This window comes from Aliihoeflea sp. 2WW (genome assembly GCF_000497755.1).
Taxonomy (GTDB): domain Bacteria; phylum Pseudomonadota; class Alphaproteobacteria; order Rhizobiales; family Rhizobiaceae; genus Aliihoeflea.
Window position 1 is genome coordinate 1 of the sequence record NZ_AYOD01000044.1, and the last position, 21,143, is coordinate 21,143.

Below are 21,143 nucleotides of genomic sequence, written 5' to 3' on the forward strand. Positions count from 1 at the left end.
CCTCCCTCCCCCTTGTGGGGAGGGATACAGGGTGGGGGTGTTCGTCGAGCGCAACAGCTCGCCACTATCCGACAGTGGCGACCATTTCTTCCTGTTTGCGGCGGAGGGCCCAGAGGCGGGTGGTGGTGTCGGGGGTGGCGTTTTCGAGGGTGAGGAGGTCGCCCTTTTTGACCGGTTTCAGCACCTTGCCGCCTTCCAGGAGCCCGACGGGAACGGCTCGCGCGGCGGCGGCCTCGCCTGCCGTCATGGTCCAGGAGCGGTAGCAGGTCTCGCCGATGGCGTCGAAGGTTTCGCCGACGGCAAGATCGCGCTTGGCGAGGGCGGCGACTTCGGCGACGGGCTTGGGCAGCGGCACCATGTCGGCCTTGCCGTAGAGGACAGCGCGGGCGCAGGAGAGCGGGACTTCGAGGCTGGTCAGATGGTAGGGCCGGTGGAAGGCGTAGTACGGGCCCTTGCCGACATGAAGGTCGTCCATGCGCTCGATGACGCGTGGGTGCGTCGCCTCGACGACGACGAAGACGCCGGGGGCGACGCCCTTGCCGATCGTGTAATCGACCACGCCCTTTTTCGACAGGACGCCGCCATCGGCGCGGGGGATCAGCACCCGGGCGAGGTCGTCGCGGCCAGCGCTGGGGCCGTGCATGCCCGGCTTGTCGGGCACGAGGCCCGTCGCATTGGCGATGGCGGCCATTTCGACCATGGTCTTGGAGCCGTCGATGAACTCGACCAGCATGCGCGGGTTCATGTTCCGCCGCTCGGCTTCCTCGCGATACTGATCGGGCACGGCGTCGTGGTTGAGCGGGTTGTTCTTGCCTTTGCCGGCGGAGACGACCCGCAGGCCGAGCGCGGTGGCGAATTCGATCAGTTCCATGCAAGAGGATGGCTCGTCGCCGGCGCCGACCGTGTAGACGACGCCGAGCCGGTCCGCCTCGCGCTTCAAATACGCGCCGATCGTCACGTCCGCCTCGACATTCATCATCACGAGATGCTTGCCGTGCTCCATCGCCATCAGGTCGTAATCGGCAGCGACGCCGGGCTTGCCGGTGGCGTCGATGACGACATCGATCAGCGGGTTGGTCACCATGGTTTCCACGGAGGTGATGGCGATGCGGCCGGCCTCGATGGCCGCGGTGACCTTCGACTGCGTGTCGGCCTCGGCGGCGCGGGAATCGTCGCCATAGGCGATCTCGATCGCGGCGCGGGCGGTCCAGGGGCGGCGGGTCGAAATCGCCGCGACCTCTATGCCCGGCATCAGCATGCCCTGCGTGACCAGATCCGTGCCCATTTCGCCCGAGCCGATGACGCCGATGCGCACCGGGCGGCCGCTTTCGGCGCGGCGGGCGAGATCGCGGGCAAGCCCCGTCAGGGCGACATTCGTCATCAAAAATTCCTCGAGGCTCAAAAGTCGCGGCAGATGACTGACCGGCTGTCCGCTTGTCAACCAAGCGGGCGATATTCGACCCTTCGGCGCGCGGCGGCAAATGACGATTTTCCGCTTTGGCCTTGGGCGTAGCTGGCCTATCTACGGGCGATCTCAAGCAAGAGAGGGCCCAGAATGAGCACACCGGTGGTTTTGACGATCCTCGACGGCTGGGGGCTCAGCGAGCGGGCGGAAGGCAATGCGGTGGCGCTGGCGGCGACGCCGAATTTCAACCGGCTGTGGGCGACCTGGCCGCATGCGACGCTGACGACCTTCGGCCCGAGCGTCGGGCTGCCGGAAGGCCAGATGGGCAATTCGGAGGTCGGGCATCTCAATATCGGCGCCGGACGGATCGTCTACCAGGACCTGCCACGCATCAACAATGCCGCTGCAGGCTCCGAGCTCGCCGAGCGGCTGGCGGCGAGCGGGCTGATCGACGGGCTGAGGGCAAGCGGCGGCACCTGCCATCTGGCCGGCCTCGTCTCCGATGGCGGCGTGCACGCGCATATCGAGCACGCGCTGGCGCTGGCCGGTCTCATTGCCGGCGCGGGCATTCCGGTCTCCATCCACGCCTTCACCGACGGACGCGACACGGCGCCGAATTCCGCGCCGCAGTTCCTGGCAGAGCTGGAGCGCCGGCGGCCGGAGGGCGCCTTCGTGGCGACGGTGAGCGGCCGCTATTTCGCGATGGATCGCGACAGGCGCTGGGACCGCGTGAAGCTCGCTTATGACGCAATGGTGGACGCGGCGGGCGCGCGGGCGGCGACGGTGGGCGACGCGCTGGCTGCGGCGCAGGCGCGCGGCGAGACCGACGAGTTCATAACGCCGACGGCGATAAGCACCTATGGCGGCATGAGGGACGGTGATGGATTGGTCTTCTTCAACTTCCGCTCCGATCGGGCGCGGGAAATCCTCCTGGCGCTGGTCGATCCGGCGTTCGACGGGTTCGCGCGGGCACGGCGCATCGACTTTGCGGCGCGCGTCGGCATGGTGTCCTATGGCGGCGGGCTCGACGCCTACATGAAGGTGCTGTTCGAGCCGCAGACGCTGGCCGAGGGCTTGAGCGAAACCGTGTCCAAGGCCGGACTGCGGCAGGTGCATCTGGCCGAGACCGAGAAATATCCGCACGTCACCTATTTTCTCAATGGCGGCGAGGAAGCGCCCTTCCCCGGCGAGGACCGCGTCATGGTGCCCTCGCCCAAGGTCGCGACCTATGACCTCAAGCCGGAAATGTCGGCGCCCGAACTCACCGAACGGGTGCTGGAGGCGATCGACGGCGGCAGTTACGAATTCGTCGTGGTCAATTTCGCCAATCCCGACATGGTCGGACACACCGGCGATCTCGACGCGGCGATCCGTGCCGTCGAGACGGTGGACGCTTCGCTCGGGCGCATCGCGGCGGCGGTGGAGCGGCGCGGCGGCAGGCTGATGGTCATCGCCGACCACGGCAATTGCGAGGAAATGATCGACCGCGTGACCGGCGAGCCGCACACGGCGCACACGACGAACCCGGTGCCGGTGATCGTCGGGCCGTGGGACGGAACGGTGAGCGATGGCGTGCTGGCGGATGTCGCGCCGACGCTGTTGCAACTGATGGGCGTCGCGCAACCGGATGCGATGACGGGGCGCTCGCTGCTGCGATAGATCCGCGGCTGGATACCGCATCTGCGCCATCCGAAAATGGCGCAGATGCGATCAGCATTCAGATCAGGGCGTGAGCTTGTGGATCATGCCCTCGTCGACGGCCGTGTAGAGGCTGCCGTCAGGACCCTGAACGACCGAGCGGAAGCGGCCCGCTTCCATCGGCAGGGTCATCTCGGTCACGTCGAGGACTTCGGTGCCCTCTTCGTTCAACTGGATGACATCGATGCGCTGGCCGATCGGCGTGCCGCCGAAGCCGATGCCCATGATGCCGACCACCATCGCGCCGTCCCAGTCGCCCCACTGCTCGCCCGTCAGGAAAGCGGCCGAGCCGGAACCTTGCGACCAGCCATTGTTGTCCCAGATGGGCTTCATGGCGTCGGGGTAGGTTTCGAGGTCCGTCATCGGCATGAAGGACGCGCGTTCGTAGCGGTTCATGCCTTCCATCTGGTTGGGCGAATAGCCGCAATAGTCGTCCGGACACTCTTCGCGCCCGGCCATGTTCGGCCGTGGGTCCCAGCCGCCATTGCCGCCATTGACCAGCACGGTGATCTCGTCGGAGTGCCATGGGCCGTGCTCGGCGACGATCGGCGTGTTGGTCTGGGGGTGGAAGGCGATGCCCTGCACGTTCCGATGCCCGTAGGTGTAGGTACGCGGGTCGAAGCCTTCGGGCGGGGCGTTGTCGGGCGCCGCGTTGCCGTCGGTGTCGATGCGCAGCACCTTGCTGCCCATGAGGGTCGGGCTCTGCGGAACCTCGCTGTTGTGATTGTCGCCGGTCGTCACGTAGAGAAAGCCGTCGCCGGGGCTGAAGCGGATGCGTCCGCCATTGTGGGCGCCGGGGCCGCCGAACGGATGGTCGGATTCGGCGACCTTATAGGGGATGTCGTCGACGATATCGGTTCGCTCGGAGACGTTGCTCAACGCATCGTCGACCTCGAAACGCATGACCCTGTTGGTTCGCGGGTCCGACATGGCGGAGGTCGAATAGACGTAGATGCGGCGATTTTCCTCGAAGTCGGGATCGACGGCAACGCCGTTCATGCCCGCCTGTCCCTCGCAAACGAGATCGTCGGCCGTCGTGGCGTAGCCTTCCGCCTCGTTCATGCCGAGCAGCTTGTTGACCTCGCCCGAGGGCAGAAGAACCGAGAGGCCGTGACACTTTTCGGTAAAGAACATCGTTCCATCCGGGAGGAACGCCATGTCCCAGGGCGCCTGCAACCCTTCCAGCACGACGGTGTGCTGAAGGCTGGTCGTGTTCGTGGCCATCGCGAGCGTCGGCACGGCAATGACGGTCGAACAGGCCAGCGCGGCTGCATAAGGCAAAGTAGTCGCGATACGAGATCTTTCCAACATTCACTCCTCCCGGTGTTGTCGAGGCGGCAGCCTCGAACGTTGGTGCAATTCTCCTCCCGTTCCTCAACGGGATCACGAGGCTAACGCCGCCGTCTTGCTACATCAAGCAGTGAAACCGGCGGCCGGACACCCAATGGAGTGGCGCCCGGCATCTATTGCGGATGGCGGGTCAAGAAGTCCTACGGAAACGTCGTCGTGATATAGGCTGCGATGTTCTCGATATCCTCGTCCGTCAGCTTGGTCGCATGGGGGATCATCAGTGCGGAATTGGGGCCGACCTTCTCGCCTTCGCGATAGGTCTGCAGCCGCTCGACGAGAATTTCTTCGGTCTTGTCCGACAGCTTGGGGAAACTGGCCATCCCCTGGGCGCTTGGCCCGTGGCAGGCCCGGCATGTGCTCTGGTAGAGCTTTTCGCCGGCGGCCAGATCCTGCGCGAAAGCGGAGGATGGGCCCAGGATCATGATTGCTGCGACCGTTCGAAGGACCAAGTTTTTCATCTGACCATCCGGCTTTGATTATTTGAGGTCTCGCCAGTATCCGACGATAAATCCGGTTCGTCTACGTCTGGCATCTGGAGGCAGAAACATCATTCGTGTTCAGTTAAATCGGTAGCCCGAAGAGTTGAGGCCCCTAGTCACTTGTGCAACTTGCCGGGACACCTTGGCGGGCGCACCATGACCGTGGCGGTGGGCGGACCCAGTCACCGGGAGGAACGGGTCATGCTCGATACGAACATCGTCAACCTCGACACCGGATCGACCACGATCGGTGCCGGCGAGATCGAAGCGCTGGCAGCCAGATTGCGCGGCACCGTGATCGAACCGGGCGACGCATCCTACGACGAGGCGCGCGCGATCTGGAACGCCATGATCGACAGGCGTCCGGGACTGATCGTGCGCTGTGCAGGCGCCTCCGACGTCGTCCAAGCGGTCCGCTTTGCGCGCGAGCACGGCCTGCTCGTCTCGGTGCGCGGCGGCGGGCACAACATCGCCGGCAACGCCGTTTGCCATGGCGGACTGCTGATCGACCTGTCGCAGATGCGCTCGGTTCGCGTGGACCCGTCGACCCGGCGCGCGTGGGTCGAACCCGGTGCGCTTTTGGCCGATCTCGACAAGGAGACCCAGGCATTTGCGCTCGCAGTGCCGACCGGCATCAACTCGACGACCGGCGTTGCGGGGCTCACGCTCGGCGGCGGCTTCGGATGGCTGACGCGCAAGTTCGGCCTCACCATCGACAATCTGATCAGCGCCGACGTGGTGACGGCCAATGGCGAATTGCTGCGCACCAGCCTTTCGGAAAATCCGGACCTGTTCTGGGCGATCCGCGGCGGCGGCGGCAATTTCGGCATCGTGACGGCCTTCGAATTCCAGCTTCATCAGGTCGGCCCGCAGGTCCTTTCGGGCCTCGTCGTTCATCCGTTCGCCGATGCGCGTTCGGTCCTGAAGGCCTATCGGAAGGCGCTCGAAACCGCGCCCGACGAGCTCACCTGCTGGGTCGTCATGCGCCAGGCGCCGCCGCTGCCCTTCCTGCCTGCCGAATGGCACGGCAAGGAGGTCATCGTCCTTGCCATGTGCTATTGCGGCAACCTCGAGGACGGCGAAAAGGCGACGGCGCAACTGCGCTCGATCGGGACGCCGATCGCGGACGTCGTCGGCCCGACGCCGTTCGTCGCCTGGCAGCAGGCCTTCGACCCGCTCCTCACCCCCGGCGCGCGCAACTACTGGAAGAGCCACGACTTCACCGAGCTTTCGGACAAGGCGATCGACGTGCTCGTCGACGCGATCGGGCGTCTGCCCGGCCCCGAATGCGAAGTCTTTCTCGGCCATGTCGGCGGCGCTGCCGGCCGCATCCCGACCGACGCGACGGCCTTCCCGCAGCGCAGTTCGCATTACGTCATGAACGTCCACGCCCGCTGGCGCGAAATCCGCATGGACCGCCCGTGCATCGACTGGGCCCGCGACCTGTTCGACGCCGCACGGCCCTATGCGGCCGGAACGGCCTACATCAACTTCATGCCCGAGGACGAGACGGACCGGGTCGAGGCGGCCTATGGCGCGAACTACCAGCGCCTCGTCGAGACAAAGCTGAAATACGACCCGCTGAATGTGTTCCGGATGAACCAGAATATTCGGCCAAGGGCGGAAGTTCGCGCGGCGTGAGGATGCGGCACAAGGGCTGCTGAGACCGTAGCGGTTTGGTATCCGCAACAAATGCACATCGCCGGGAGGCCTCCAGCCAGCGGAGGCCGCTCGGCAGGCCCGGATTCGCCTGCCTCAGCGCTGTGAACGCGCACAGCGAGGTGTCCCAACGACAACCCGGCGGGGCAGATCAAGCAATTTCACGGATTTGGATGGTGCTGCGAGAGAGGATTGAAATCGAGTGGATTGGGCGCTCGTAATTTACAGATCCCCAAAGAAAAGGGGGACCGCTGATCAGGCGGTCGCCCATCATCTCCCCGGCCCATTTCTGTCACAAAGCGGGAGGGAGAATTTCGTTAATCGGCGGCAGTTCCACCTACTGCTGTGGCAACGCTGTTGAACGTTCCCTTGAGGCCGTCACCGACTGCACCTGCCGCACCGATGATCATAACACCAATCAGCGCGGCAATCAGGCCGTATTCGATTGCGGTCGCGCCAGACTCATCATTCTTGAAGCGCTTCAGAAGGTTCTTCATGTGCTCTGGGCTCCTTGCCCCCGGTTTCGTGGGGCTCTTGGTCGCCCCTGTGTTGACATGACCGAACCTATAGAAGCCTTGTTGCGAACTGCTTAATCACCAAGGTTAATCAATGTCTACTGCGCAAGTGGTTTCAGAAACGTAAAGGGGTTGCGCATAATTTAATTTGGTCAAGTCGAGCGCCTCTCTTCACGCAAAGACGATACCGACAGTTCCGACGTTCGCCACCAAGGCGAACGCGGCGAAGATCAGGCGCGCCCACAACGGCGATTCAGGCGTCCATTCGTCTCGATCGTATCCGCTCATTCCATCTGCCTCCGTATTCGCGCCGGCAGCGGGGTTCCCTCGCTGAAAGCATTGGAAATCGAGTTTGCCGCCAAGAGGCATGTTGAGCAAATCGTTAGGCATCGGTGACCGCAGAGGAACCGTGCAATGGTGTCCCGATCGGGTTGCTCGGCCACTACCTGCAAATTGAGCCCTACGCGCCACGCGGTATCCGGCATCAGGATCACACGCCTTCCAGCCCTGCCGCGCTCAATCATCCTTTCCGCCAGTTCGGCGATGCTAAGTGGCGTTGGGGCGGCTGGTTTCCTCATGAGAACAAAATGGGAACGAATCCCTTGAGCGGTCAATCGGACTAGTGCATGGTTAGGCGGTCACGTTAAGGGAGCCGACGCCATGGGATGCCTGCGGGAAGCCGAAGAGTTCGACAGGGAGGTTGCCGCGACCATCGCGCACTATGGCGGCGATGCGCGTGCGGCTGTGAAGGCAGTCTTGATCGCCAATGCCTACCTACAGGACGAACTTACTGAAGCGGTCTCGGCAATCAGCAACGGGTATGCGCGGGGCAGATACTCAGGCGTTCGGAGACCCCGCAGCTAGGAACTAGCGAAGGCGGGAACGCCGCTTTTCCAACGTGGGCGCGTCCTCCGTATCAGAATCAAAATCAAAATTGAGCCAAGGAACAACTGCAATGAGAATTGTTAGTGCAGAAATCAATAATACGACTATTGCATAAAGTATATATACTAAAGAAAGCCTATGCTTAGATAGAGCTTCATAGATGGAGAGGTATATTAAGCAAAAGTGAATTACTGGAAATATTGTAAATATAAATCAATTTATAACGTTTATCAGTTTAGAAATTGATACAAATCGAAATCTTGGACGATATAAATCGTCGCCAGATATTATGCATTCCCCTCGAATGGTTTTCACAAGAAACTCAAAATTCGTGTGGACGGCGACTACAAATTCGGGATCAACTATTCCCTTTGATCGCTCTTTGCAAACCAGATAATTATTTGATCGTAAATTGCAACATTGGTGAACGCCATGACGGCGAACATCAACGATAGTGCCGAAAGTGCGGTCACTAATTATAAAACCGCTGGGATGTCGCTATTGCGGATATTGATAAGCGGAACTTGTAAGCTGCTTCCAGCGATAATGAATGCAGTAGCCCCATCCAGAATGAATACGGACTTGGATATATTGTCCCGTTTGACGGTCTATTCAATATCTTTGGAGCAGCTGCAGCCACCCTGGCTGCATACCAGGAAGCCAGGGTCTTCGCACTGCGGCAGCGACGGGGGCCGATGCTGATTGTCTATTTTTGGCCGGGAAACGGCGAAACCGCCGTTCGATCAACGACACATTGAGGGCCTATAGCAGCTCAACAGCAGTGCGCATCATGTCGTCACGCACATCGATGTATCGCTGGGTGGTCGTGAGGTTCTTGTGACCGGCCAGCGTCATTATGACTTTTGCACTCACACCGGAATGCGCCAGCTTCGTGATGAACCAGCGCCGACCGCTATGGGAGGTGGCTCCGTCCAGGCCAGCTTCGCGGTACAGCTTGGACATGAGCTGACACAGCGTATTCGCCGAAAAGGCCGGGTGTTTCTGGGTAACGAGCAGGGGCGCATTCTTCAGAGGTGACCTCTCCCATTCCGCTCGGAAGCGATCGATCTCTCGGCGCAGCTTCTCCCCGATGAACACAACCCGCGCATGGCCGCCCTTCGTGACCGCCGCGCTCAACCTGATCTGATCACGCACCTGCCCGTCGTTGTCGATGACATCGCTGACCCGAAGCGATGCAATCTCCCCTACCCGCAACCCGGCGAGATGCGACAGCATGATGGCGAGCCGGTTGCGCGCAGCGTGTTTGCTCAGCGCGATTACTGCCAGGGGCCGCTTCAGCTCGACGCCGGTCAGAACCCGTGCCTGTTTCATGGAAACCTCACAAACGATCGCATTTCTGCGACTTTCGTTATGTTTCCATATGCATCGAAGGGCGAGCGCGACGAGCAACGCGGATGATGCTCAATGGGATCAAGGCTTTGCGAAGCGGTCCGCCGAAAACGTCAAGTGGGCACGCTCCGTTCTTACGGCCGCCCAACCGAATGCGGCCGGCACCGCCTATGCCGATTTCATGCAGGAGAACGAGGCGGATCGTGCGAATTGGCCTAGGCGGAAAACTGCAAGGGACTGGTCGAGGCAAAGCGGCACTATGACCCATCCGCAGAGGACATCGCTTGCCGCGATTTTAGGATTTTAGCCCAAGGTGACGCGGCCTGCGTCATTGCCGTACGGATGCCGTAACGGCACTTTGCCTTTGACTTTGATTTGGGTTTCGATATTGTTTCGAAAAGTTTCAAATCTCTCGAGTTGCAGGGCAAAGCGAAAGCGATTCATTAGACTGGCCGCGGCCGTATCCCGCTAGTTTGCAGTTGGAGAGAGCGTGACGTCGGCGCAATATGGCCGTGCGCGTCCGACTGTGGGGGACGCGTTCGACCAAGCCAGGGACTTCCGGATCTGCCCCAAGCGCACCGAACTGCACGACAGGAGGGAGACGATGATTGAATTGAAGGCCGCGACCAAGATGGTCGGCGCCGAAACCCATATCAGTTCGGTCGATCTGCGCCTTGAACGCGGGACGCTCAACGTCCTGCTTGGTCCGACCTTGTCCGGCAAGACCAGCCTGATGCGGCTGATGGCGGGTCTCGACAAGCCGACTTCCGGCACCATCCATTTCGACGGCAAGGATGTCACCGGCGTTGCCGTGCAAAAGCGCGACGTCGCCATGGTCTATCAGCAATTCATCAACTACCCGACGATGACGGTCTACGAGAACATTGCCTCGCCGATGCGCGTTGCCGGCACGGACAAGGCGACGATTGACCGCGAGGTCCGCAAGGCGGCCGATCTCCTGCGCCTGACACCCTATCTCGACCGCGCGCCGCTCAGCCTGTCGGGTGGCCAGCAGCAGCGCACCGCGCTCGCCCGCGCGATCGTCAAGAATGCCGGCCTCGTCCTGCTCGACGAGCCGCTGGCGAACCTCGACTATAAATTGCGCGAGGAACTGCGCGCCGAACTGCCCCGGATATTCGCCGAAAGCGGCACGATCTTCGTCTACGCGACGACGGAGCCATCCGAGGCGCTGCTGCTCGGCGGCAATACCGCGACGCTGTCGAAGGGCCGGATCACGCAGTTCGGGCCGACCATCGACGTCTACCGTGCGCCCGTCGATCTTCTGACCGCACAGACCTTCGCCGATCCGCCGCTCAACACGGTCGCGGTGAACAAATTGGGTGTGCGCTTCGTGCTCGGCATGGGAGCCGAAATCCCGGTGCCGGACCATCTGCGCGAACTCGCCGATGGCTGGTACACGCTGGCCTTCCATCCACATCACCTGAAGCTCGATCCCCCGAGCATCGACGCGCAGCCGCTGGGGGGACGGGTCACGATCACGGAAATCACCGGTTCGGAGAGCTTCGTCCATCTGACCGTGCAGGACGAGCGCTGGGTGTCGCTGGCGCACGGCATCCGCGAGTTCGAGCCCGACGAGGAGATCAGCGTCTACGTCGATCCAAGGCGGCTTCTGGCGTTCGACGAGCACGGGCGGGCGGCGTCCCGGCCTGCGGCAATGGCGGCGTGAGGAGAGGGCCATGGCGCGCATCGATCTCAATCACATCCGCCACGCCTACATGCCGAACCCGAAATCGGACGCCGACTATGCGCTGAAGGAAGTCCACCATGCCTGGCAGGATGGCGGCGCTTACGCGCTGCTTGGGCCGTCCGGCTGCGGCAAGACCACGCTGCTCAACATCATTTCGGGGCTGCTGCGCCCCTCGCACGGCCAGATCCTGTTCAACGGCGTCGATGTCACGGGGCTGTCCACCGAAGAGCGCAACATCGCGCAGGTGTTCCAGTTTCCGGTCGTCTACGACACGATGACCGTCTACGACAATCTGGCGTTTCCGCTGCGCAATCGCGGCGTGCCCGAGCCCGAAATCGACCGGCGCGTCAGCGAGACGATCGAGATGATCGACCTCGTCGACTGGACGAAACGCAAGGCGCGCAATCTGACCGCCGACCAGAAGCAGAAGATTTCGCTTGGACGCGGGCTGGTGCGCAACGACGTCAATGCGATCCTGTTCGACGAGCCGCTGACCGTCATCGATCCGCACCTGAAATGGGAATTGCGTTCGCAGTTGAAGAAGTTGCACAAGCGCTTCGGCTTCACGATGGTCTATGTCACGCATGACCAGACCGAGGCGCTGACCTTTGCCGACAAGGTCGTCGTGATGCATGAAGGCGAGATCGTCCAGATCGGAACGCCGGCGGAGCTTTTCGAGCGCCCGCGCCACACCTTCGTCGGCTATTTCATCGGCTCGCCCGGCATGAACGTCATGCCCGTGACGGTCGAGGGCGACCGGGCGCGGTTGGGCGCACACCACATCCAGATGCCCGGCGGCCTGACGGTTCCGAGCGGCGCACGAACCGAGCTTGGCGTTCGGCCCGAATATATCCGGCTCGGCCGGGAGGGCCTGCCGGTCAGCATTTCCAAGGTCGAGGACATCGGCCGCCACAAGATCGTCCGCGTCCAGCTCGACGGACAGTTGCTCGCCGTGACGCTGCCCGAAGACGGCGACATCCCGCTCGATCCGAAGATCGTCTTTGACGTTGCCGGCATCAATCTTTACGCCGATTCCTGGCGTGTCGAACCCCAGCGCGTTGGAGCCTGACCATGCAGAAGGTGCACAACAACAAGGCCTGGTTCCTCGTTCTGCCGGTGCTGGTGCTGGTCGCGTTTTCCGCCGTCATTCCGCTGATGACGGTCGTCAATTATTCCGTGCAGGACACGTTCGGGAACAACGTCTTCTTCTGGGCCGGCTCGAGCTGGTACGAGCAGGTCATCACCTCGGAGCGGTTCCACGGCGCTCTTGCCCGCAGCCTGATTTTTTCGCTCGTCGTGCTGGCGATCGAGATCCCGCTCGGCATTTTCATCGCGCTCAACATGCCGCGCAAGGGGCTCGGCGTGCCGGTCTGCCTGGTGCTGATGTCGCTGCCGCTTCTCATTCCTTGGAACGTCGTCGGCACGATCTGGCAGGTGTTCGGCCGTGCCGATATCGGCCTACTCGGCTATACGCTGCGCGCGCTCGGCATTACCTACAACTACGCGACCAACCCGACCCATGCTTGGCTGACCGTCGTGATCATGGATGTCTGGCACTGGACGTCGCTGGTCGTGCTCCTGTGCTATGCCGGCCTCGTCTCGATCCCGGACGCCTACTACCAGGCGGCCAAGATCGACGGCGCCTCGCGCTGGTCCGTCTTCCGCTACATCCAGTTGCCGAAGATGAACCGCGTGCTTTTGATCGCCGTGCTGCTGCGGTTCATGGACAGTTTCATGATCTATACCGAGCCTTTCGTCGTCACCGGCGGCGGCCCCGGCAACGCGACCAATTTCCTGTCGATCGACCTCGTGAAGATCGCTATCGGCCAGTTCGATCTTGGCCCGGCAGCGGCGATGTCGATCATCTACTTCCTGATCATCCTGGTGCTGTCCTGGGTGTTCTACACAGTGATGACCAACCACGATTCGGAGCGCTCGTGATGGTCGAGAGCGCAACACGAACGATGGCCGGCGCATCGACGACCGTGGTGCGCGCAGCTCCGGCCGGCCCCGGCAGCATGGCCGCGCTCGGGCAGACAGAGGACGTCGCGCGCCGCATGCGCCGGCGCGGCCGCGAGGCCCGTTTTTCCTGGCTGGTGCCGACGATCTACATCGTCGTCCTGATGCTGCCGATCTACTGGCTCATCAATATGAGCTTCAAGACGAACTCGGAAATCCTGTCGACATTCTCGCTGTGGCCGCAGAACCCGACATTGCGGAACTATGCCGTCATCTTTTCCGATCCGGCCTGGTATTCGGGCTATATCAACTCGATCATCTACGTCTCGCTCAACACGGTCATCTCGATCAGCGTTGCGCTGCCGGCCGCCTACGCCTTCTCGCGCTATCGCTTCCTGGGCGACAAGCATCTGTTCTTCTGGCTTTTGACCAACCGAATGGCGCCGCCGGCGGTGTTCGCGCTGCCGTTCCTGCAGCTCTATTCGTCCTTCGGCCTGATCGACACGCATATCGCGGTGGCGCTCGCGCACTGCCTGTTCAACGTGCCGCTCGCGGTGTGGATTCTCGAAGGCTTCATGTCGGGCGTGCCCAAGGAAATCGACGAGACCGCCTATATTGACGGTTATTCCTTCCCGCGCTTCTTCGTGAAGATCTTCATGCCGCTGATCGCGTCAGGCATCGGCGTAGCCGCCTTCTTCTGCTTCATGTTTTCCTGGGTGGAACTGTTGCTGGCCCGCACGCTGACGACGACCGACGCCAAACCGATCGCCGCCACGATGACGCGCACCGTTTCGGCGTCCGGCCTCGATTGGGGCGTGCTGGCAGCAGCCGGCGTGCTGACCATCATTCCAGGCGCGCTCGTCATCTATTTCGTCCGCAACTACATCGCCAAGGGGTTTGCCCTCGGCCGGGTTTGAGGAGAACGCATCATGGACTTCTCATGGATGGCCTGGACACCGCCGACGGCGCTCTTCTTCGTTGGCATCCTGGTGCTGCTCCTGGCGATGGGCGCCTGGGAATACGCCTCGCCGGGAGGGCATCCGCGGGTCGGCATCCTGCGCTTCGAGACGACGCGCGGCGACAGGCTGTTCCTGTCCCTGCTCGGTTCCGCATTCATACATCTTGCATGGTTGAGGCTCGTCGGCCCCGACCTGTGGTGGGCTCTGGCCATATCAGTCGTCTACGCGATCGGCGTATTCAAACTGGTCTAGGTGGAGGGAATGACCGGCGACGCTGCCGGTAGACGAGTCGGTAAAATTGCAGTCGCACCCAAGGGAGGAATACTATGCGAAAGCAACTCTATACATCGACGACCGCGCTTGCGCTGCTCTTTGGAATGGGCATCGCCCATGCCGATATGGAGGCAGCGCGGACTTTCCTTGACGCCGAAATCGGCGACATGTCGACGCTGACCCGCGAGGAGCAGGAAGCGGAAATGCAATGGTTCATCGACGCGGCCGCGCCCCATTCGGGCATGGAAATCCGCGTCGTGTCGGAAACCATCACCACGCATGAATACGAGTCGCAGGTGCTGGCGCCGGCCTTCACGGCCATCACCGGCATCAAGGTGACGCACGATCTGATCGGCGAAGGCGACGTGGTGGAGCGTCTTCAGTCGCAGATGCAGACGAGCGAAAACCTCTACGACGCCTATGTGAACGACAGCGACCTGATCGGCACCCACTGGCGCTACCAGCAGGTGCGCAATTTGACCGACTGGATGGCGGGCGAGGGCGCCGAGTTCACCAATCCCGAGCTCGACCTCGAGGACTTCATCGGCATCTCGTTCACGACCGGCCCGGACGACAAGGTCTATCAGCTTCCCGTGCAGCAATTCGCGAACCTCTACTGGTTCCGCTACGACCTCTTCACCGATCCCGAGATCATGGCCGAGTTCCAGGAAAAATACGGCTACGCGCTGGGCGTTCCGGTCAATTGGGCGGCCTATGAGGACATTGCGGAATTCTTTACCGGCAAGGATATCGACGGCACGTCCATGTATGGCCACATGGACTATGGCCGCCGCGATCCCTCACTCGGCTGGCGCTTTACCGATGCGTGGCTCTCGATGGCCGGCAATGGCGACAAGGGCATCCCGAACGGCCTGCCGGTCGACGAATGGGGTATTCGCGTCAACGAGAACTCACAGCCGGTCGGCTCGTGCGTCGCGCGCGGCGGCGACACCAACGGCCCGGCTTCGGTCTACGCCATCCAGAAATATCTCGACTGGCTGGAAGCCTACGCTCCGCCGGAAGCGCAGGGCATGAACTTCTCCGAATCCGGCCCCGTGCCGGCACAGGGAGCCATCGCCCAGCAGATCTTCTGGTACACCGCCTTCACCGCCGACATGGTGGGGGATGGCGCGGCTGCCGTGCTCAACGAGGACGGAACGCCGAAATGGCGCATGGCGCCCTCGCCGCACGGCGTCTACTGGGTCGACGGCATGAAGCTCGGCTATCAGGATGCCGGCTCCTACACGCTGATGCAGTCGACCCCGGTCGATCGCGCCCAGGCGGCTTGGCTCTATGGCCAGTTCATCGCCTCGAAGACCGTGGACGTGAAGAAGAGCCATGTCGGCCTTACCTTCATCCGCGAATCCACCATTCAGCACGAGAGCTTCACCGAAAGGGCGCCGGAACTCGGCGGCCTCGTCGAGTTCTACCGCTCGCCGGCCCGCGTCCAGTGGTCGCCGACGGGCACCAACGTACCGGATTATCCGCGTCTGGCGCAATTGTGGTGGCAGGCGATCGGCGATGCGTCGTCCGGCGAAAAGACCGCGCAGGAAGCGATGGACCAGCTCTGCGCCGAACAGGAAGCCGTGATGGAGCGCCTGGAACGCGCTGGCATCCAGGGCGAAATCGGCCCGGTACTCAACCCCGAGGAAAGCCTCGAATACTGGAACGAGCAGGCAAAGGCGAACGGCACGCTCGCCCCGCAGCTCAAGAAGGAAAACGAGGACGAGGACCCGATCACGATCGGCTATGACGAGCTCATCCAGAGCTGGCAGGTAACCGATGCGAGCGGAGCTGCGGCAACGGAGCCCGCGGCCGATGCAGCGGCCGAACCTGCCGCAACCGACGCACCGGAAGAACCTGCCGCGACCGATGCGGAAGAAAAGCCCGCCGACTAGGGCTTGAGGCTTTGGGCGTGACGAACACCGGCCGGGGCAGGAAACTGCCCCGGCATCGACGACGTCGTGCTTGACGAACTTGGCTACCTTCCCTTCGCCCAGGCCGGCGGCCGACTCCTCTTCCACTGATCAGCCGGCTCTACGAGCAGACCTCGATCATCGTCACCACCAACCTCGCGTTCGGGTGAATGGCCCGCCGTCTTCGGCGACGCCAAAATGACCACCGCGCTCCTCGACCGGCTCGCACATCACTGGGGGATCATCGAGACCGGCAACGAATCCTGGCACTTCGACACAGCATGCAGCGTCTCTCCCTCGAGATATTCCTGCGAAACCTGCCGCTTGAACTTGATGCTGTGGGTTCGGTGTTTTGCCATGGGCCTTCATCCTCTGAAAGGCCGGCTACTCGGTCAATTGCTGAAACCCATTCTGTCCGCTCCGAGGGGCCCACTCCAATCCGGGGTCAAGTTTGCGCGCCGATTGACAGTGAAGAGGGCGTCCACAAATCTAGGGGCGATTTAGTCACAGAATGGAAAGGGCAAGTCACATATGGCGATCGCGATTACCCGCGCCCTCTACCGCAGTGGCACGCGTGGCCGCGTTTTCAAATGGTTTGTTGCGACCAATTCAGAAGACTTGCGGCGGCAGGTATATGGTCGGCAGGTAGTCGCCTCGCCGTGCCTACCGCCCGCGGCTTCCTGGAGCTGAATGTCCCAGCGGCGCGGGCGTGTCGGAGGGAACCGACATGTTCGGCGGGAACCGGTCAGTCTGGATCGGCGTCTGGCCTCCGCGCCATGTCCAAATAGGCATTGAGCTTCGTCTGATTGATGGACGTGACGGTCGCACGGCTGAAGAAGGGGATCAGATAGCGCTCGATGACACCGCGATCAGCGATCGCCAATTTTTTGTGCCGCTGGCTTGTCAGCCCAAGAGCCTCAACATGAGCGAGGTATTGCCGAGCCACCTTGTCGAACGAGGTCCTGCCCTCAAGAATGCCCTTTTCCGCGCTCCATACGGCCTTCTGATATTCCTGTTCGGCGCGTTTATCGGCTTCATCGCGGTCCGGCGTTTTCAAGCCGATGCGCTTCTGGCCATGCCCGGGCAGCGAAAAACGCATCCAGAAATTCGGACTGTCTTTGCGCTGGAACACTTCGTAGGGCTTCTTTGGAGAATCAAGCACGGGGTCGCCACCAGCGATTTACTGTGGTGCACTAGCGCGCTAGCTGCGTGCTAATAGCACGGAGCAGCGTGCCCCTAACCTATTGAAAAATAATCAACAGGGCAAACACGTGCTAATAGCGTGCTAAGACTTCTTGATTGTCACAAAATGCTAAATTTCTAGCAATTTCAAGAGGTTAATGGTGCTGCGAGAGAGGATTGAACTCTCGACCTCTCCCTTACCAAGGGAGTGCTCTACCACTGAGCTACCGCAGCTTCCGGATGCGGCGGTCTTCTGCCATAGGAGGGGGGAGAGCGCAAGCGGGGTAACCAGCTTTTCAGGCGACCTTGCGAAAGCTGTTCCGTCGGCGCGGGACAGACGCTAGATATCGGCCATGACCAGCCAGACACGTCCGCCCCCCAAGACCAGCGAAGCCGAGCGCCAGGAGGAAGCGCGACAAAAGCGCCTTGCCGAGCGGCTGCGCGCCAATTTGCAAAAGCGCAAGGCGCAGTCGCGCGCGCGGCGGGCGGGCGAGGCCGACGAGCGGCCGGAGGGGCTGTTGCAGGAGAATGACGGCGACGGGGATTCGTGAGCGCATCCCGGCGCGTTCCTTGAACCGGCCGTTTCGATACGCTACAGCCCCGCCTTTACCCCTGCGAACACCTACCCCTGCGAACACTGGCCGAGTCCTCGCCTGGACCGGGAAAGAGAAACACAAGATGGATCGCATCCGCATCGTCGGCGGCAACGAACTGCGCGGCACCATTCCGATTTCGGGCGCGAAGAACGCCGCCCTCCCCTTGATGATCGCCTCGCTCCTGACCGACGAGACCTTGATGCTGCACAACGTGCCGCATCTGGCCGACGTGGAGCAGCTCATCCGCATCCTCGGCAATCACGGCGTCGACTATTCGGTCAATGGACGGCGGCTTTCGCAGCAGGAAGGCTATTCGCGGACGATCAACTTCACCGCCAAGGAAATCGTCGACACGACCGCGCCCTATGAACTCGTCTCCAAGATGCGGGCGAGTTTCTGGGTCATCGGGCCGCTTCTGGCGCGCATGGGCGAATGCCGCGTGTCGCTGCCAGGTGGCTGCGCGATCGGCACGCGTCCGGTCGACCTCTTCATCGACGGTCTGCGCGCGCTTTCGGCCGAGATCGAGATCGAGCAGGGCTATATCATCGCCAAGGCGAAGAAGGGCCTGATCGGCGCGCGCTACGCGTTCCCCAAGGTTTCCGTCGGCGCGACGCATGTCCTGATGATGGCCGCGACGCTGGCCAAGGGGCAGACGATCCTCGAAAACGCGGCGCAGGAGCCGGAAGTCGTCAATCTCGCCGAATGCCTCAACGCCATGGGCGCCAAGGTTTCGGGCGCGGGCACGGCGACCATCGTGATCGACGGCGTCGCACGCCTCCACGGCGCCCGCGTCGAGGTCATTCCGGACCGGATCGAGACCGGCACCTATGCGATGGCCGTCGCGATGACGGGCGGCGACGTGCTGCTGGAAGGCGCGCGGGCGGATTTGTTGCAGAACGCGCTCGACACGCTTTCGCAGACGGGCGCGGAGATCACCCAGACGAATTCGGGCCTGCGCATCGTGCGCAACGGCTCGGGCATCGGGCCGGTCGACATCACGACGGAGCCCTTCCCCGGCTTTCCAACCGATTTGCAGGCGCAGTTCATGGGGCTGATGACCAAGGCAGACGGGCGCTCGAAGATCACCGAGACGATCTTCGAGAACCGGTTCATGCACGTGCAGGAACTGGCGCGGCTGGGTGCGCGGATTTCGCTCTCCGGCCAATCGGCGATCATCGACGGCGTCGACCGGCTGCGCGGCGCGCCGGTAATGGCGACCGACCTTCGCGCCTCCGTGTCGCTGGTGATCGCGGGGCTGGCGGCCGAGGGCGAGACGATCGTCAACCGCGTCTATCATCTGGACCGCGGCTTCGAGCGGCTGGAGACCAAGCTTTCCGAATGCGGCGCGGCGATCGAGCGGCTGTCCTCCTGATCGGGTTTTCGTTGCGCTGCAACTAAACTATATCATTGAAAGCGCCGGCACCTGCCGGCGTTCGACAATGCGAGATCGGGGCCTGTGGAATGAGCGAACTGAAACTCGTCGCACTCGACGAAGAGGATCTGAAGGTCATTTCCGCTCATTGCCAGGACGCCCTCCTGAAGACCGGCGACATCGCCTATTTTCCGGCCGAGAAGCGGCTCGTCGTCGCGATGAACCGCTTCGTCTGGGAAAAGAAGACCGGCTTTTTCCGCCGCGACTACGAGCGCCGCCGCGCGGCGCTGCATTTCGAGCGCGTGAGCGGCATCAAGCTTTCGGGCGTCGACCGGACGCGGCCGCAGGACGTTCACGAACTGCTGGCGATCCGCTTCATGGCCGGGGAACTGCCGGGCGGAACGATCGAGCTCGTCTTTGCCGGCAATGCCGCCATGCGGCTCGAGGTGGAATACATCGAGGCACGGCTTGCCGACCTCGGCGCGGCATGGGAAACCGGCAGCCGCCCCCAGCACACGACCTAAGGACGACAGCAGCGACATGGCCATTCGCCTCGACATGACCGACGCCGATTTCGAGGCCGGGTTCTCGGCGTTCCTCGGCTCCAAGCGCGAGGCCGCGCAGGACGTGGACGACACGGTGCGCGCGATCATCGCCGATGTGCGCGCGCGCGGCGACGAGGCCCTGCTGGATTACAGCATCCGTTTCGACCGGCTCGACTTTTCAGATACGGGCATCGCGTTCTCGGCGGCGGAGATCGAGGCGGCGGTGCGTGCCGTGGATGCGGCGACGCTCGATGCGCTGACACTCGCACATGAGCGGATCACCTCGCACCACGAGCGGCAGATGCCGAAGGACGACCGCTATGTCGACGCGATCGGCGTCGAGCTCGGCTCGCGCTGGACGGCGATCGAGGCCGTCGGGCTTTACGTTCCGGGCGGCACGGCGAGCTATCCGAGTTCGGTGCTGATGAACGCCGTGCCGGCGCGCGTCGCGGGTGTTGAGCGCATCGTGATGGTGGTGCCGACGCCGGATGGCGTGGTGAATCCGCTGGTGCTGGCGGCGGCGCACATTGCCGGCGTCAGCGAAATCTACCGGATCGGCGGGGCGCAGGCGATCGCGGCGCTCGCCCATGGGACGGAGACGATCCGCCCCGTCTCCAAGATCGTCGGACCGGGCAATGCCTATGTGGCGGCGGCCAAGCGGCAGGTGTTCGGCACGGTCGGCATCGACATGATCGCGGGACCGTCCGAAATCCTCGTCGTCGCCGACGCCGACAACGATCCGGCCTGGATCGCGGCCGATTTGATCGCGCAGGCCGAGCACGACGTCGCGGCGCAGTCGATCCTGATTACCGACGATTCGGCGTTCGGCGAACGCGTGGCGGCCGAGGTCGAACGGCAGATCGCGGCGTTGCCTCGCGGCGAGATCGCAGCCGCGAGCTGGCGCGATTTCGGCGCGATCATCCATGTTTCGGATTTCGACGCGGCGCTGCCGCTGATCGACCGCATCGCGGCGGAACACCTTGAACTTGCAGTCGCCGACCCCGAGGCGCTGATGGCGCGCATCCGCAATGCGGGCGCGATCTTCCTCGGACGGCACACGCCCGAAACGATCGGCGACTATGTCGGCGGGTCGAACCACGTGCTTCCGACAGCGCGCTCGGCGCGGTTTTCGTCCGGCCTTTCGGTGATGGAATTCGTCAAGCGGACGTCGATCCTGAAATGTGGCCCGGACCAGCTTCGCGCGCTCGGGCCGGCGGCGATCGCGCTGGCCGAAGCCGAGGGGCTTGCCGGGCACGGTCGCGCCGTCTCCATCCGGCTGAACATGTGAGCGC

The 21,143-nt window shown here is 62.7% G+C and carries 19 protein-coding genes, 1 tRNA gene and 1 pseudogene; 13 read left to right on the forward strand and 8 right to left on the reverse strand.

Going from position 1 to position 21,143, the window contains the following annotated elements; genetic code table 11:
- Positions 1 to 64: 64 nt before the first annotated feature.
- The gene (locus ALII_RS0117170) at positions 65 to 1,381 is read right to left on the reverse strand and encodes an NAD(P)H-dependent oxidoreductase (RefSeq protein ID WP_024588462.1); all 1,317 of its coding nucleotides are present in this window, start codon (positions 1,379 to 1,381) and stop codon (positions 65 to 67) included.
- A gap of 174 nt (positions 1,382 to 1,555) precedes the next feature.
- On the opposite strand from ALII_RS0117170, the gene gpmI reads away from it, so the two are divergent.
- Positions 1,556 to 3,064 (forward strand): 2,3-bisphosphoglycerate-independent phosphoglycerate mutase, encoded by a 1,509-nt coding sequence (gpmI, locus tag ALII_RS0117175; protein WP_024588463.1) that lies wholly within the window; start codon positions 1,556 to 1,558, stop codon positions 3,062 to 3,064.
- A 63-nt stretch (positions 3,065 to 3,127) separates the two neighbouring features.
- On the opposite strand, the gene ALII_RS0117180 is transcribed toward gpmI, so the two are convergent.
- Positions 3,128 to 4,414 (reverse strand): PQQ-dependent sugar dehydrogenase, encoded by a 1,287-nt coding sequence (locus ALII_RS0117180; protein WP_024588464.1) that lies wholly within the window; start codon positions 4,412 to 4,414, stop codon positions 3,128 to 3,130.
- Between the two features lie 179 nt (positions 4,415 to 4,593).
- Positions 4,594 to 4,911, reverse strand: coding sequence for a c-type cytochrome (locus tag ALII_RS0117185; RefSeq protein ID WP_024588465.1), 318 nt, complete (start codon positions 4,909 to 4,911; stop codon positions 4,594 to 4,596).
- 222 nt (positions 4,912 to 5,133) lie between these two features.
- Here ALII_RS0117185 and ALII_RS0117190 point away from each other — a divergent pair, with 222 nt between their 5' ends.
- Positions 5,134 to 6,573, forward strand: coding sequence for an FAD-binding oxidoreductase (locus ALII_RS0117190; RefSeq protein ID WP_024588466.1), 1,440 nt, complete (start codon positions 5,134 to 5,136; stop codon positions 6,571 to 6,573).
- Positions 6,574 to 6,908: 335 nt separating this feature from the next.
- Here ALII_RS0117190 and ALII_RS0117195 read toward each other — a convergent pair whose 3' ends face one another.
- Both ALII_RS0117195 and ALII_RS0117210 read right to left on the reverse strand, forming a co-directional pair.
- The gene (locus tag ALII_RS0117195) at positions 6,909 to 7,088 is read right to left on the reverse strand and encodes a Flp family type IVb pilin (RefSeq protein ID WP_024588467.1); all 180 of its coding nucleotides are present in this window, start codon (positions 7,086 to 7,088) and stop codon (positions 6,909 to 6,911) included.
- Positions 7,089 to 8,753: 1,665 nt separating this feature from the next.
- Positions 8,754 to 9,323 carry a site-specific integrase gene (locus ALII_RS0117210; protein WP_024588469.1) on the reverse strand — a complete coding sequence of 190 codons (570 nt, stop codon included), beginning with the start codon at positions 9,321 to 9,323 and terminating at the stop codon, positions 8,754 to 8,756.
- Between the two features lie 622 nt (positions 9,324 to 9,945).
- Here ALII_RS0117210 and ALII_RS0117220 point away from each other — a divergent pair.
- The 7 genes and pseudogenes from ALII_RS0117220 to ALII_RS22110 form a co-directional block, all read left to right on the forward strand.
- Positions 9,946 to 11,028, forward strand: coding sequence for an ABC transporter ATP-binding protein (locus ALII_RS0117220; protein WP_024588471.1), 1,083 nt, complete (start codon positions 9,946 to 9,948; stop codon positions 11,026 to 11,028).
- 10 nt (positions 11,029 to 11,038) lie between these two features.
- Entirely contained in the window at positions 11,039 to 12,118 is a 1,080-nt protein-coding gene (locus ALII_RS0117225) for an ABC transporter ATP-binding protein (RefSeq protein ID WP_024588472.1), read from the forward strand.
- Between the two features lie 2 nt (positions 12,119 to 12,120).
- Positions 12,121 to 12,990 (forward strand): sugar ABC transporter permease, encoded by an 870-nt coding sequence (locus tag ALII_RS0117230; protein ID WP_024588473.1) that lies wholly within the window; start codon positions 12,121 to 12,123, stop codon positions 12,988 to 12,990.
- 116 nt (positions 12,991 to 13,106) lie between these two features.
- A complete protein-coding gene (locus ALII_RS0117235) occupies positions 13,107 to 13,925 on the forward strand; it encodes a carbohydrate ABC transporter permease (RefSeq protein ID WP_024588474.1) in 819 nt (272 codons plus the stop codon).
- Positions 13,926 to 13,937: 12 nt separating this feature from the next.
- Positions 13,938 to 14,219, forward strand: coding sequence for a DUF2160 domain-containing protein (locus ALII_RS0117240; protein WP_024588475.1), 282 nt, complete (start codon positions 13,938 to 13,940; stop codon positions 14,217 to 14,219).
- A gap of 74 nt (positions 14,220 to 14,293) precedes the next feature.
- A complete protein-coding gene (locus ALII_RS0117245) occupies positions 14,294 to 16,138 on the forward strand; it encodes an ABC transporter substrate-binding protein (protein WP_024588476.1) in 1,845 nt (614 codons plus the stop codon).
- A gap of 63 nt (positions 16,139 to 16,201) precedes the next feature.
- Positions 16,202 to 16,429: pseudogene (locus ALII_RS22110) on the forward strand (ATP-binding protein); the annotation flags it as partial.
- Here ALII_RS22110 and ALII_RS23260 read toward each other — a convergent pair.
- The 3 genes from ALII_RS23260 to ALII_RS0117260 form a co-directional block, all read right to left on the reverse strand.
- Positions 16,387 to 16,515: a hypothetical protein gene (locus ALII_RS23260; RefSeq protein ID WP_280113773.1), complete on the reverse strand. Its 129-nt coding sequence runs from the start codon at positions 16,513 to 16,515 to the stop codon at positions 16,387 to 16,389. The pseudogene ALII_RS22110 and the gene ALII_RS23260 overlap by 43 nt on opposite strands.
- Positions 16,516 to 16,901: 386 nt before the next feature.
- Positions 16,902 to 17,318, reverse strand: coding sequence for a hypothetical protein (locus ALII_RS0117255; RefSeq protein WP_152529665.1), 417 nt, complete (start codon positions 17,316 to 17,318; stop codon positions 16,902 to 16,904).
- A gap of 179 nt (positions 17,319 to 17,497) precedes the next feature.
- Positions 17,498 to 17,572 (reverse strand) — tRNA-Thr (locus tag ALII_RS0117260).
- Between the two features lie 119 nt (positions 17,573 to 17,691).
- Here ALII_RS0117260 and ALII_RS0117265 point away from each other — a divergent pair.
- The 4 genes from ALII_RS0117265 (at position 17,692) to hisD (ending at position 21,139) form a co-directional block, all read left to right on the forward strand.
- A complete protein-coding gene (locus ALII_RS0117265; protein WP_024588478.1) occupies positions 17,692 to 17,889 on the forward strand; it encodes a hypothetical protein in 198 nt (65 codons plus the stop codon).
- A gap of 127 nt (positions 17,890 to 18,016) precedes the next feature.
- Positions 18,017 to 19,306 (forward strand): UDP-N-acetylglucosamine 1-carboxyvinyltransferase, encoded by a 1,290-nt coding sequence (gene murA, locus ALII_RS0117270; protein ID WP_024588479.1) that lies wholly within the window; start codon positions 18,017 to 18,019, stop codon positions 19,304 to 19,306.
- A gap of 89 nt (positions 19,307 to 19,395) precedes the next feature.
- A complete protein-coding gene (locus ALII_RS0117275; RefSeq protein WP_024588480.1) occupies positions 19,396 to 19,830 on the forward strand; it encodes a DUF2948 family protein in 435 nt (144 codons plus the stop codon).
- A gap of 16 nt (positions 19,831 to 19,846) precedes the next feature.
- On the forward strand, positions 19,847 to 21,139 hold the full coding sequence (gene hisD, locus ALII_RS0117280; protein WP_024588481.1) for a histidinol dehydrogenase: 1,293 nt from the start codon (positions 19,847 to 19,849) through the stop codon (positions 21,137 to 21,139).
- Positions 21,140 to 21,143 lie beyond the last annotated feature (4 nt).